Origin of the sequence: Bacillus sp. PK3_68 (assembly GCF_003600835.1) — a bacterium.
In the GTDB taxonomy this organism is placed as follows: Bacteria; Bacillota; Bacilli; order Bacillales; family Domibacillaceae; genus Pseudobacillus.
Genome location: NZ_NQYC01000001.1, coordinates 1,492,704 through 1,504,882 on the forward strand (window position 1 = coordinate 1,492,704; position 12,179 = coordinate 1,504,882).

At 43.3% G+C, this 12,179-nt stretch carries 11 protein-coding genes and 1 pseudogene; 5 read left to right on the forward strand and 7 right to left on the reverse strand.

Annotated features, from left to right (window positions below; translation table 11 throughout):
- Window position 1 precedes the first annotated feature (1 nt).
- Together ystJ and dnaE are read right to left on the reverse strand one after the other, a co-directional pair.
- Window positions 2-1,240 (reverse strand): NADP-dependent malic enzyme, encoded by a 1,239-nt coding sequence (gene ystJ / locus CJ483_RS07765; protein ID WP_120033750.1) that lies wholly within the window; start codon window positions 1,238-1,240, stop codon window positions 2-4.
- Between the two features lie 106 nt (window positions 1,241-1,346).
- A complete protein-coding gene (gene dnaE / locus CJ483_RS07770) occupies window positions 1,347-4,700 on the reverse strand; it encodes a DNA polymerase III subunit alpha (RefSeq protein ID WP_259455590.1) in 3,354 nt (1,117 codons plus the stop codon).
- A 147-nt stretch (window positions 4,701-4,847) separates the two neighbouring features.
- Here dnaE and ytrH point away from each other — a divergent pair, with 147 nt between their 5' ends.
- Both ytrH and ytrI read left to right on the forward strand, forming a co-directional pair.
- Window positions 4,848-5,183: a sporulation membrane protein YtrH gene (ytrH, locus tag CJ483_RS07775; RefSeq protein WP_120033753.1), complete on the forward strand. Its 336-nt coding sequence runs from the start codon at window positions 4,848-4,850 to the stop codon at window positions 5,181-5,183.
- The gene (ytrI, locus tag CJ483_RS07780; RefSeq protein WP_120033755.1) at window positions 5,180-5,689 is read left to right on the forward strand and encodes a sporulation membrane protein YtrI; all 510 of its coding nucleotides are present in this window, start codon (window positions 5,180-5,182) and stop codon (window positions 5,687-5,689) included. Before ytrH ends, ytrI begins: the two co-directional genes overlap by 4 nt.
- Here the strand turns inward: ytrI and CJ483_RS07785 are convergent.
- A pseudogene (locus tag CJ483_RS07785) lies at window positions 5,686-6,623 on the reverse strand (DHH family phosphoesterase). The gene ytrI and the pseudogene CJ483_RS07785 sit on opposite strands and share 4 nt — an antisense overlap.
- Window positions 6,624-6,719: 96 nt before the next feature.
- Here CJ483_RS07785 and CJ483_RS07790 point away from each other — a divergent pair.
- Entirely contained in the window at window positions 6,720-7,025 is a 306-nt protein-coding gene (locus CJ483_RS07790; RefSeq protein ID WP_120033757.1) for a YtpI family protein, read from the forward strand.
- Between the two features lie 46 nt (window positions 7,026-7,071).
- Here the strand turns inward: CJ483_RS07790 and CJ483_RS07795 are convergent, their stop codons facing one another.
- The 3 genes from CJ483_RS07795 to CJ483_RS07805 all read right to left on the reverse strand — a co-directional run bounded on the left by CJ483_RS07795 (window position 7,072) and on the right by CJ483_RS07805 (window position 9,405).
- Window positions 7,072-7,275 (reverse strand): hypothetical protein, encoded by a 204-nt coding sequence (locus CJ483_RS07795; protein ID WP_120033759.1) that lies wholly within the window; start codon window positions 7,273-7,275, stop codon window positions 7,072-7,074.
- Window positions 7,276-7,296: 21 nt separating this feature from the next.
- Window positions 7,297-8,610 (reverse strand): DRTGG domain-containing protein, encoded by a 1,314-nt coding sequence (locus CJ483_RS07800; protein ID WP_120033761.1) that lies wholly within the window; start codon window positions 8,608-8,610, stop codon window positions 7,297-7,299.
- Window positions 8,611-8,724: 114 nt separating this feature from the next.
- A complete protein-coding gene (locus tag CJ483_RS07805; protein ID WP_120033763.1) occupies window positions 8,725-9,405 on the reverse strand; it encodes a metal-dependent hydrolase in 681 nt (226 codons plus the stop codon).
- Window positions 9,406-9,548: 143 nt separating this feature from the next.
- Here CJ483_RS07805 and CJ483_RS07810 point away from each other — a divergent pair, with 143 nt between their 5' ends.
- Window positions 9,549-10,643, forward strand: coding sequence for a M24 family metallopeptidase (locus CJ483_RS07810; protein ID WP_120033765.1), 1,095 nt, complete (start codon window positions 9,549-9,551; stop codon window positions 10,641-10,643).
- An 80-nt stretch (window positions 10,644-10,723) separates the two neighbouring features.
- Window positions 10,724-11,173: a universal stress protein gene (locus CJ483_RS07815; RefSeq protein ID WP_120033767.1), complete on the forward strand. Its 450-nt coding sequence runs from the start codon at window positions 10,724-10,726 to the stop codon at window positions 11,171-11,173.
- A gap of 191 nt (window positions 11,174-11,364) precedes the next feature.
- Here the strand turns inward: CJ483_RS07815 and CJ483_RS07820 are convergent, their stop codons facing one another.
- Entirely contained in the window at window positions 11,365-12,150 is a 786-nt protein-coding gene (locus CJ483_RS07820; RefSeq protein WP_120033769.1) for a DeoR/GlpR family DNA-binding transcription regulator, read from the reverse strand.
- Window positions 12,151-12,179 lie beyond the last annotated feature (29 nt).

Below are 12,179 nucleotides of genomic sequence, written 5' to 3' on the forward strand. Positions count from 1 at the left end.
TTTATTCACCTTTTCCGATAAGAGACAACTGCATCGTACGTTGGCGAATTTCCTCAGGATCAGCTTTCAAGCGGGCTACGCCCGTTTCCATTGCTGCCTTTGCCACTGCCGATGCTACCGCTGGAGCTACACGCGGATCAAACGGACCTGGTATCACGTAGTCAGCATTTAGTTCGTGATCCTCAATCAGTCCCGCAATAGCCTCTACAGCTGCCTGCTTCATTTGTTCATTGATGTGCGTCGCGCGTACATCAAGTGCACCACGGAAAATTCCCGGAAAAGCGAGAACATTATTTACTTGATTCGGGAAGTCTGAACGCCCAGTTCCAATCACACGGGCTCCTGCCATTTTTGCCTCTTCCGGCATGACTTCCGGTACCGGATTTGCCATCGCAAAAATAATAGGTTCTGGATTCATTGTTTGAATCATTTCTTTTGTGAGGGCGCCGGCAACAGATACACCAATAAACACATCCGCCCCCTTAATGACGTCCTTAAGTGAACCTTCCTGACGGTGAACATTCGTATACTTGGCCACTTCTTCTTTCACAGGGTTCATTCCTTCTTGACGCCCTTCATAAATAGCCCCACGAGAGTCACACATAATGACATCACGCACTCCATAGCTTGTAAGCAGCTTGATGATAGCAATGCCAGCTGCTCCAGCACCATTGGCCACTACTTTAATGTCTTTGAACTTTCTTCCCGTTAATTTCAGAGCATTCAACAGACCTGCCACTGTGACGATAGCCGTTCCATGCTGATCATCGTGGAAGATGGGAATGTTCGTTTCCTTCTTAAGGCGTTCCTCAATTTCAAAGCAATGAGGAGCTGCAATATCTTCTAAATTGACTCCTCCGAATGTTGGCTCCATCAGCTTTACAGTTTCTATGATCTTCTCTGGATCTTCTGTATTTAAGCAGATTGGAAACGCATCTACGCCAGCAAAACTTTTAAATAACACTGCTTTTCCTTCCATAACAGGCATCGCTGCCTCTGCCCCAATATTTCCAAGCCCAAGAACGGCGGTTCCGTTAGAAACGACCGCTACCGTGTTCCCTTTAATGGTATAATCAAACACTGTTTCAGGCTTTTCATAGATTTCCTTACATGGCTCTGCGACACCCGGTGAATAGGCCAGGCTTAAATCTCTTGCATTTTTCACTTTTGTTTTAATGCCAGTAGACAACTTTCCTCTATTAACCTTATGCATATGTAATGCTTCTTCTCTAAGTGACATCTTTTTCTCTCCCTATTTCGGCAATTCTAACCGCTCTCAGTGGTCAGACCACGTTTTTGTCTATTACACACAATAAACTATCAGCGATCAGTTGTAAAGTAAAGAATTATTTAAGTACTACATTCTCGCTGCCGACGAGCTTTCTTAATTCCTCCAGCAGCGATTCTGCCGGCTTAACGGCGCTTCTTCCATGAAGCTTAACCGTTTGCCGGTTCTTTTCATAATGAAGAACAACAGGCACATTTCCTTTGGAAAAGCTGATCAGCCGGTGAATATCCTCAAGAATTAAATGTTCATCCGGTACCTCTGGTATTTTTATGTACAGCGTTTTTTCTCTTTCTACCTGCCGCTCTTCCACCTCTTCCAAGCTGTACACCTGATTCACTATCAATTGTTTACGGCCGTTTCGTTCTTCCGCATTTCCTGATAGATAAAGAATAGCACCTTTTTCTAGAAGAGTGGAATACCTTCTATATGAAGTTGGGAATAAGACACCTTCTATTTCACCGCTGTTATCTGAGCAATGAACAAATGCCATATTTTCTCCCTTTTTCGTGCGGATGACTTTTACTTCGTTTACAAAAACACCGACAGACACACTGCGGCTGCCAGCAGACAATCGAACAATTGGAAGAGCTCCCTCTTGCTCAAAAAGCTGCTTATACTGTTCTATTGGATGAGCAGACAAGTAGAAGCCGATGACTTCCTTTTCAAATTGAAGTTTATCTTCCATGCTCATTGGCTCTGCCTGTGCATATTTTGGTTTTGGGAAGAAATCATCTCCTATAAATAAGTCCTCCACGCTTGGACTATCCATTGGCTGAATCAACTGAGCATGTTCAATCGCCACGTCAAGTGTGGCCAGAAGGACAGCTCGATCTTCATTAAACTCATCAAATGCACCTGCAAATAAGAGGGCTTCTAGCGCCTTACGATTCACTGCATGAATAGGCACACGCAGACAAAAATCAAACAAGTCCGTAAAGGGTCCTTTTTCCCGGGCATTTATAATTGTTTTCAGTACACTTGCCCCAATGCCTTTGATAGCTGCAAGGCTAAAGCGGATGCTGTTTCCTTCAGCTTTAAAAGGATAAAAACTGTGATTAATAGACGGCGGCAGTAAAGAAATTCCCATCTCCTTCGCTTCTGCTACATATTGTCTCACTTTCTCTTCATTGCCGACAGCGGAGCTTAACAACGCAGCCATAAAGATGGTTGGATAGTGAGCTTTTATATACGCCATTCCGTAGGAAATAAAGCTATAGGCTACCGCATGGCTTCGGTTGAATCCATAATTCGCAAACTGAACGATTAGATGGTAGATTGCTTCTGCTGCTTCTTTGCTGTAGCCCCTCTTCACTGCTCCTTCTATAAAATGATGGCTTTCGCTGTCAAGCACGTCCTTTTTCTTTTTGCTGACTGCCCTTCTCAATAAGTCCGCTTCCCCTAGAGAAAAACCAGCGAATTTTGAGGCAATCTGCATGATTTGCTCTTGATAAATAAGTACACCATACGTCGGCTCTAAAATGTCCTTTAAGTCAGGGTGGGGATAATGGACCGGCTGTCGTCCATGCTTGCGCTCTATATAACGAGGGATACTTTCCATCGGACCTGGCCGGTAAAGCGCATTAACTGCCACAATATCCTCAAAACGGTTCGGCTGCAACTTCATCAGTACGTTTCGCATTCCCGCTGATTCCAATTGAAAAATCCCTGTTGTCTTTCCTTCTCCGAGCAATTGAAACGTTTCTTTATTCTGTAAAGGTATATTCTGCAAATCTAGCCTTTTTCCTTCAACATAATAAATGGAATCAATCATTCTTTCCAGAATGGTCAAATTGCGCAGACCGAGTAAATCAATTTTTAACAAACCAAGTTCTTCGAGGGCATCCATTGGAAATTGGGTCAGAAGCACATGATCATGTCCCTCTTGCACAGCAACGAGTTCCGTTAAAGGCTCTTCCGTGATAACCATTCCGGCGGCGTGTGTGGATGTATGGCGCGGTAGCCCCTCAAGTGTCAAAGCCGTCTGATAGATTTTTTCGTGCTCTCCCGTTTGGTGCACCCACTCACGAAAACGGTCAGAGTCCGCATACTGCTGCTTAAGTGTCACCCCTGGCCGTGATGGGATGATTTTGGAAAGCTGTTCAAGTTCCTTTGAGGACAAACCGAACACTCGGGCTATATCGCGGATAACTGCCTTTGCCGACAATGTGCCAAACGTAATAATTTGTGCCGCATGAAGCGTCCCATATTTATCAGCAACGTAACGAATGACCTCATCCCGTCGGTGATCGGGAAAATCAAGGTCGATATCCGGCATGGTTACGCGCTCTGGATTAAGGAACCTCTCAAATAACAACCCATGTTCAAGCGGATCGACTGTTGTAATGCCGAGCACATAAGCTACGAGCGAGCCAGCGGCCGATCCTCTTCCCGGCCCTGTCAAAATATGATTGTCTTTTGCGAATTTCATAAAGTCCCAGACAATAAGAAAATAATCACAAAATCCCATCTTTTTAATTGTTTCAAGTTCATAAGAAAGCCGCTCTGCATAAGATGGCTTCCCGGAAGCTCCTATTTCCTCCAGCCCTTTATGGCAAAGCTGTTCTAAATATTGAGAAGCAGATTGGCCCTCCGGCAGCGGATACTTAGGAAGCAGACGTCGTCCGAGTGGAATATCCACTTTGCACTCATTTGCGATTTTTACCGTTTGTGCCAGAGCATCCGGCAAGTCTGCGAATAACTGAGCCATCTTCTCTTTGGAAGAAAGGTACGCTTGATTATTATCATCTATCTGTTTATCTGCCAGCTTCACTCCATCCCTGATCGCTTCTAAGCATTGAACGGCAAATGCTTCTTCTTCATTTAAATAAGTAACTCGATTAGACACAAGTAGCGGAATTGAAAGGGAATGACTTAATTCTCTCATTTCTTGGATAATTGTTTCCTCATTCTTTCTTCCGTGACGTGCAACCGATAAGAAAAAATGGCCTGGATCAAAATGCTGCTCTAACAATTTAGCTGCCTTCTTCGCTTGTGCAGGATCGATTAAGAGCCATTGCTCCACCTCTCCTTCTACCCCTGGAGTAAAGGCAAATAAACCAGCTGAATAACCTTTGAGCCACTTTAATGGAATGCCTTCTTTAGCTCTTGTTTGAATGGCACTGGAAATCTTCAATAGATGATGGTAACCTATATTGTTTTTCGCCAGCAGTACAAGCGGATAAGAACGTCCCTCCTCCAGGCTGCTTTCAACATCGGCAATTAAGCCGATAATCGGCTTGATTCCAGCCCGCCTGCATGATTTGTAAAAAGGAACCGCCCCGTACATAACATTGCGGTCTGTGATGGCGAGTGCGTCATAGCCCAGCTCTTTTGCCTTGACAGTCAACTTGTCAATAGCTATGGAGCTAGACAATAGGCTGTAGCCTGTTTGAACTTGCAGATGTGTGAACATCCTTCTCATCCTTCCTTGACACTTTTCGTCCCTAGCCTCTTTCTTCATTATAAGACGGCCGCCATAAAAAAGAAAATATGTTCTGCTTTCATAGGAGACTCTTTCTTTACATATATACATAGAAAGACAAGCTATTATGGAGGGCGTATGGCAGAAACCTTTTTTGATGAATTATTTAAATGTTACTTTATCGCATTTGGCGTTTTACTCGGCGGCTCGCTAATCGGGGGACTGGCATCGTTTGCAACCGGAAGACCGCTTTTTACGGGCATTTCACAAATTAGTGAAGGCTTGCGAATTTGGGCAATTATCGCTGCCATCGGAGGAACCTTTGATACCGTTTATAGCTTTGAACGAGGCTTTTTAAATGGTGAAACAAAAGATTTATTTAAACAATTCTTGCTCATTTTGTCGGCAATGGGCGGAACAGCTACCGGAACGGCTATTATCGTATGGCTGACTGGGGAGCATATTTCGCCATGAGAGTGCCAACTTTGCATAAGCAAAAGAGCTTGCAGCGGCTGCTGGCCGGGGCAGCGATCGGCTTCTGCCTTAGCTGGGTGCTCTTTCTTTATATGTTTGGAGCTTCCCAGGAAAGGCAAGCTGCTTTACTGGAAAAGCAAAAGAAAACAATTGATGAATTAAAGGTCCAGCTAGAAGTTTGGCAGGAGGAGTATAAAGAGCTTAATAAAAAAAACCTGCACAAGCTGATTGTGCAGGAAATTGAAATTGATATTCTCAATTATAAAAAGTATGGCATTGATGACTCCCAAAGCATTTTCAATGCAAAGGAACAACTAAAAAAAGATCTATCTGTTTTATATGCGAAGGACCTCGAAACAGTTTATTCTCATAAAGAACTGATTCGACAGACAATTGAAAACAAAACACTAAAAATCAATAAACGAAGTTATTCCCTTCATGTAAAAGAGTGGTATTTTTATACCACTATCCATATTCAGCTCGAGATGGATTTAGAAGGCGGTTAAGCCTCCCGGCAAAGCTTCTCAAGATCAGCCGCTACGTTTTCTGCCTCTTCCCAGGAATAAACGGAAGCCCCGGCAGCGAGTGGATGGCCGCCTCCTTTATACCTTTTCGCAATCTCATTAATTACAGGCTTTTTAGAGCGAAGACGGACACGGATTTGATCTTCTTCTTCGATGAAAAAAACCCAAGCCTTGATCCCTTTTACATTGCCGAGTGTGCTGACAAGCAAGGAGGCTTCTGAAGGGGCTACTTGAAACTCCTCAAGAAGCTCCTTTCTTAAAACGACAGAAGCCGCTCCACTTGCTGATAGATTGAATGTTTGCAGGATATACCCTTGCAATTTCAATACTTTCTCATCCGTCTCATACATCCGGTTAAACAGCTCGTCACGATCAAAATCAAACTGAAGAAGCTCTCCTGCAAACACCATGGTACGTCTCGTTGTACTAGGGTACAGAAAGCGTCCGGTGTCACCGACAATGCCAGCAAACAATAGCCGGGCTGCCTCATCATTCAAGCTTAGTCCTTCCTCTTTGCCGCTTTTATATAAATCATAAATCATTTCACTCACCGAGCTGGCAGAGGTATCTACCCACAGAAGATCGCCATACGGGTCCTCGTTTGGATGATGGTCAATTTTGATCCACTCTTTTCCAAGACGATAACGGCGGTCACAAATTCTCTCCTGATTGGCTGTATCACATACAATCACGAGCGCTCCCTCATATACTTCATCCGCGATGACATCGAGCTTGCGCAAATAAGCAAGTGTCGGCTCTTCCTTTCCAACCGTGTATACCTTCTTATGGGGAAAAGAAGCGAGGATCATTTCTGCCAGCCCCCCTGCGATCCGTAGGCATCTGGATCGGGACGTACATGACGATGAATAATAATCGTATCATATTCTTTAATTTTTTGGATAATTTGACTTTTCATTCCTGTCTCCTTTGTGACATTCCGTTTTTTTAGTAGAATTTCCTTCTTGTTCTCGTTAAAATGAAGATGTCTGAACAAATAAATGGAGGAAAACTTATGCCCGTTTTAGCATTTATTATTGTTTTATCGTTCGCTTTTTACATTTTTTATAAGGTCCAATACGTTAGAAGCAGACGTCCCATGGAGAAAAAATGGCTATCTGCTAAATCCAGCATGGCGCTTGGCCTATTTGTCGGCTTCTTTGGTTTGAATACATTATTTATCCAGCAGACGACTATATCTTATGTGATTGCTGCTCTGTTTTTACTTATCGGTTTTTCTAGCTTATGGGCAGGGTATAAAGCTTACCGTCATGTTCTTCCTTACGCCCAAAGAGAAGCTGAAGAATTAAAAAATCAATAATGACCTAAAAGGAGGATGACCTAAAAAAATCTTTGGGACATCCTCTTTATTTATTTGTCACACCCCATCCGCCTGGAAGGTTATAGAGCAACCTTCCAAACGGCTTGTCTTGTGCTTGACGGGACATAGCAGTCGGCTTCGCTTTTCTTTGGCTAGCTCCGCCTCCTTGTCCCTCGAGGTCACAATCCCATCCGTCCGGAAGGTTATAGAGCAACCTTCCAAACGACTTGTCTTGTGCTTGACGGGACATAGCAGTCGGCTTCGCTTTTCTTTATTGCCTATCTAGGATTTGGCACATCATGAGGGCTTTTCCGACGAGCATGCCTCCGTTGTATACTTCCACGTCCACTTTTCCAAATTTTCGGCCGACTTCAAGTACATTTGGATGGATTTCCAACAAGCTTTCCATTTGTACGGGCTTTGAGAAATAGATAGTAATGTTCTCTACGACAATGTCGCCCTTTTTCTTAGCCCGCAGCGAGCGCCTTGCTGCTTCTGTAACAATCGTTGTAAATACTCCATAAGAAATAGCTCCCAGCTGATTGGTCATTTGGGGCGTCACTTCAAATGTATAGGTTTCTTCGGACTTATCGCCCGAAAGATCAATCTGGTTGGTAATCGTATCATCAAGCGTTTCACCCATTTGCGGTTGTCGCTGGGCCATTTGTAATGTTTTTAATACATCTTGACGACTGACAATTCCCTGGATACGACTCTGATCATCGACGACCGGCAAAAGCTCAATCCCTTCCCAGATCATCATATGAGCAGCAGCAGCTACACTCGTTTTCATGGTGACGGTGATCGGCTGCTTTGTCATGACTTTCTCAATAGGTGTCTCCTGTTCTGCTCCCATGATATCTTTCGCTGTCACAATTCCTTGTACTTTTAAATGGCGATCAAGAACAGGAAAGCGACTGTGGAGCGTCAATCGATTTTTGTCAATCCAATGGCTAACTTTATCACCGATAGTGAGTGAAACTGTCTGGTCAAATGGCGTAAAAATATCACCGACAAGCACGATTTCCTTTTTGATCAACTGATCATAAATGGCACGATTGATCATGGTCGCCACTGTAAAAGTGTCATATGTTGTGGTGATGACCGGCAACTCTAATTCATCTGCAAGTTTTGTTACATGGTCATCCGCCTGAAATCCTCCCGTGATCAACACGCCTGCTCCTGCTTGCAGGGCCAGTTCATGTGCTTTCGTCCGGTTGCCGACAATCAATAAATTATCAGGCCCAGTATATCTCATCATGGCCTCTAGTTTCATGGCGCCGATCACGAAACGGTTTAGCGTTTTATGCAGGCCAGCCCGGCCTCCTAGTACTTGCCCATCAATAATATTCACTACTTCAGCGAAGGTCAGTTTTTCAATATTTTCTTTTTTCTTTTGCTCTATCCGGATGGTGCCAACTCGCTCGATTGCTGAGACAAACCCCTTAGTTTCCGCATCTTTTATGGCTCTATAAGCTGTTCCCTCACTGACTGAGAGCGCTTTAGCAATTTGCCGGACAGAAATTTTCTCCCCTATCGGTAGCCCCTCTATGTATTGTAGAATCTGTTCGTGTTTTGTAATCAACTGTTTCACCTGTCCCTTTCAGACTCGCTAATACAGTTATTATACTTTGAAAAGCACAACGATTCAATTCAATTCAGAAAAGGCTGCAAGGTTCTTCTCGCAGCCTGAATTCTGTTACAATTCGATAGCTTGTCCAGGTTCTAACACTTGTCCATTTTTCGTTTCTAGCTTCTCAATAAATGCATGAGGGTCCTGTTTGATCGGCGGGAAAGTATTGAAATGAATAGGAACGACTTGCTTTGCTTGTAAAAATTTAGCCGCAAGCGCTGCATCATCTGGTCCCATTGTAAAATTATCACCAATCGGAAGAAATGCCAGGTCAATCGGGTGCAATTCACCAATTAATTTCATATCGGAAAAGATCCCCGTATCTCCCGCATGGTAGATTGTTTTTCCTTCAATCATTAATAAAACGCCCGCCGGCATGCCCATATAAAGGAAGGTCCCGTCTTCTTGTTCAATTCCCGAACCGTGAAATGCCTGAGTAAATTTTACGCGGCCAAATTCAAACTCACGACTTCCACCGATATGCATAGGGTGAGTATTAACTCCTTGGTGACTGAGATAAGTAGCCAGCTCATTTACAGCAATAACGAGAGAATTATTTTTTTTCGCAAGTTCTACTGTGTCACCCACATGATCACCATGACCATGCGTCAAAATGATGACATCCGGCTGTTCATTTTCCACTTGCAGATCGGTTAAGTCATTCCCTGAGATAAACGGATCGATTAAAATTGTCTGGCCGTTCGTTTCTACTTTTACAATTGAATGTCCATGATAGGATACTTTCATAGGTAAAACCCCTTTCTTAAAATGATTTCCACTCCTACTATTCGATGAAACAATAAATTCCCCTGCATGTCTACTTATTTACTTACTCTTCATTTATTGATACGCTTTTAACTGGTAAATGCATTGTCTAAGGAGGAAACAACATGAACAATCGACTAACAAAATTAATGGAGTGGCTGAAAGAAAAAGACATTTCCTTGGCCTTTATCACTGCTCCTGAGAATGTCTTTTATTTAACTGGTTTCAGAAGTGATCCGCACGAACGTCTGCTTGGCGTAGCCATCTTCCCTGAATCTGAGCCTTTTCTCATTTGTCCAAAATTAGATGCATCCGATGCTAAAAACAGCGGCTGGGCATTTGAAATTGTCGGCCATACAGATATCGAAAATCCCTGGGAAATGATCGAAACCCGTGTAAAAAAACGGTCCGGTCGCATCAATCGAATAGCCGTTGAAAAACAACATTTAAATGTTGAACGCTACGAGGAGCTTTCCAGCCGTTTTCCGGGTGCCGCGTTCGTTGCCGCCGAGGAGAAAATGCAGCAGCTTCGATTGATAAAAGACCAAAAAGAACTTGCCTCTTTAAGAAAAGCTGCAGAGTATGCAGATTTAGCTGTAAAAACCGGAGCAGAAGCCATTCGTGAAGGCAAATCGGAGTTAGAAATTCTCGCTGAAGTTGAATTCGAAATGAAAAAACAAGGCATTGCTGAAATGTCTTTTTCTACGATGGTATTGACCGGTAAGAATGGCGCTTCTCCACACGGGACACCTGGAAACACAAAAGTGAAGAAAGGGGATCTCGTTTTATTCGATCTCGGGGTTGTATATGAGGGCTATTGCTCTGACATTACGCGTACGGTCGCTTTTGGAGAAATCTCAGACAAACAACGTGAAATTTATGAAACGGTGTTACAGGCTCAACAGGCAGCTGTGGCTGCTGTAAAGCCTGGAATGACTGCTAAAGAGATTGACCTGACTGCAAGAAAGGTGATTGCAGACGCAGGATACGGCGACTTTTTCCCACACCGGCTCGGACACGGTCTTGGAATCAGTGTTCATGAATACCCAAGCATCACTGAAACAAATGAGCTGCTTTTACAAGAAGGCATGGTATTCACAATTGAGCCAGGGATTTACGTGCCGGATGTGGCCGGTGTGCGCATTGAAGATGATGTATACGTTACAGCGGACGGCGTTGAAATTTTGACCGCCTTCCCTAAACAATTAACATTTGTTTAAGAGTTTTCATATTTTTGGATACATCTCAGCTGTCATCTTCCTCCTTTTCATGTAGAATAAAAGAAAAGGAGGAATGTATAATGAGCATGAAGTATGAAAGCATCCTTGTGGCGGTTGACGGGTCGAAGGAAGCGGAGTGGGCATTTCGAAAATCAATCGAAATCGCTAAACGCAATGATGCGGTACTCAACCTTGTACATGTAATCGACACACGCTCCTTTGCAGCCATTGAAGCATATGACCGCTCCATCGCCGAACGGGCTACTACTTATGGCAGTGATTTGCTAAAAGAGTACAAATCAGCAGCTGAATCGGCAGGTGTCGGAACCGTCAACACTTATGTTGAATACGGCTCTCCTAAAGTTATCATTCCTAAAGAAGCAGCAAAGCAAGTAAAAGCAGACTTAATTGTATGTGGAGCAACCGGCTTGAATGCCATGGAACGCTTCCTCATTGGAAGTGTTTCCGAACACATTACTCGTTCTTCTAATTGTGATGTACTTGTTGTCCGCACAGATAAAGGCGAGTAATAGAAGAAAGACCGAAGCATAAGGATGCTTCGGTCTTTCTGGCTTGTAAGCAGCTTTCATATAATCTCTTCTATAGAATTTACGATACATTTTCCCTTTTTTTGATCACTAACTATTTTTCTTCCATCTTCTTTTCTAATGGCTATTTCCTAACTACTTTTAGCAGCCGATTTGGAGCAGTCGTTCATTTTTCAGCATTTTATCCAACTCACTTTGTCTTTGGCCAGCTGTTCTCCCCATCCATCCGGATAAGATGCATCAGAAAAAATATAATCCACTTTGTTTAAATTAGTAATTTGATAAGTAGCTTTTTTGTCTAGCTTCGAGTGATCGGCCAGTACGAATGTCTGGCTCGCTTGCTTAATCATTTGCTCTGACAACGTAGCGTTCTCTAATTCATAGCACGAGAGTCCAAACTTTGGCAATATGCCGTCTACTGAAATAAATGCCTTTTCAAAATGAAGTTGGTTCATAATTTGCTGGGACATTGGGCCAGCTACCCGATAGTGCTGAGAACTAACCTTTCCCCCAATAAATATCACTTCCCCCTCAAAAAACTTTTTATTGATTGCTGAAATCAATTGATTAGCTAGTGCAAAAGAATTTGTAATTACCGTTAAGTTTTTGTAATGGAGCATATAAGGAATCAGTTGCAACGTAGTGCTTCCCTCGTCAATCATCAGCACATCTCCATCGCGTATAAAGGCAGCAGCCTTGTAAGCAATTCTTTTTTTCTGTTCTATGTTCCAAATTTTCCTCTCTATCATCGAAGGCTCCACTAATGGGGAGTTCGCCGACTTAACAGCTCCCCCGTATACCTTCTTCAGCTTCCGCTCTCTATCCAATTCTTCTAAATAGCGGCGGATCGTTTCTGTAGATACAGCAAACTCATTCGCTAAGTCTGCTACCTTCACTTTTCCCTTCACTTCCACTTTTTCTACGATGATCCGCTTTCTCTCTTCACTTATAACGGACACTGCTGCACCTCCAATGCCAGTCTCTTTTT

Excerpts from the sequence above, each read along its gene's own strand:
- ystJ (WP_120033750.1), bottom strand. The coding sequence starts at position 1,240 with ATGTCACTTAGAGAAGAAGCATTACATATGCATAAGGTTAATAGAGGA.
- dnaE (WP_259455590.1), bottom strand. The coding sequence starts at position 4,700 with ATGTTCACACATCTGCAAGTTCAAACAGGCTACAGCCTATTGTCTAGC.
- ytrH (WP_120033753.1), top strand. The coding sequence starts at position 4,848 with ATGGCAGAAACCTTTTTTGATGAATTATTTAAATGTTACTTTATCGCA.
- ytrI (WP_120033755.1), top strand. The coding sequence starts at position 5,180 with ATGAGAGTGCCAACTTTGCATAAGCAAAAGAGCTTGCAGCGGCTGCTG.
- CJ483_RS07790 (WP_120033757.1), top strand. The coding sequence starts at position 6,720 with ATGCCCGTTTTAGCATTTATTATTGTTTTATCGTTCGCTTTTTACATT.
- CJ483_RS07795 (WP_120033759.1), bottom strand. The coding sequence starts at position 7,275 with ATGTCCCGTCAAGCACAAGACAAGTCGTTTGGAAGGTTGCTCTATAAC.
- CJ483_RS07805 (WP_120033763.1), bottom strand. The coding sequence starts at position 9,405 with ATGAAAGTATCCTATCATGGACATTCAATTGTAAAAGTAGAAACGAAC.
- CJ483_RS07810 (WP_120033765.1), top strand. The coding sequence starts at position 9,549 with ATGAACAATCGACTAACAAAATTAATGGAGTGGCTGAAAGAAAAAGAC.
- CJ483_RS07815 (WP_120033767.1), top strand. The coding sequence starts at position 10,724 with ATGAGCATGAAGTATGAAAGCATCCTTGTGGCGGTTGACGGGTCGAAG.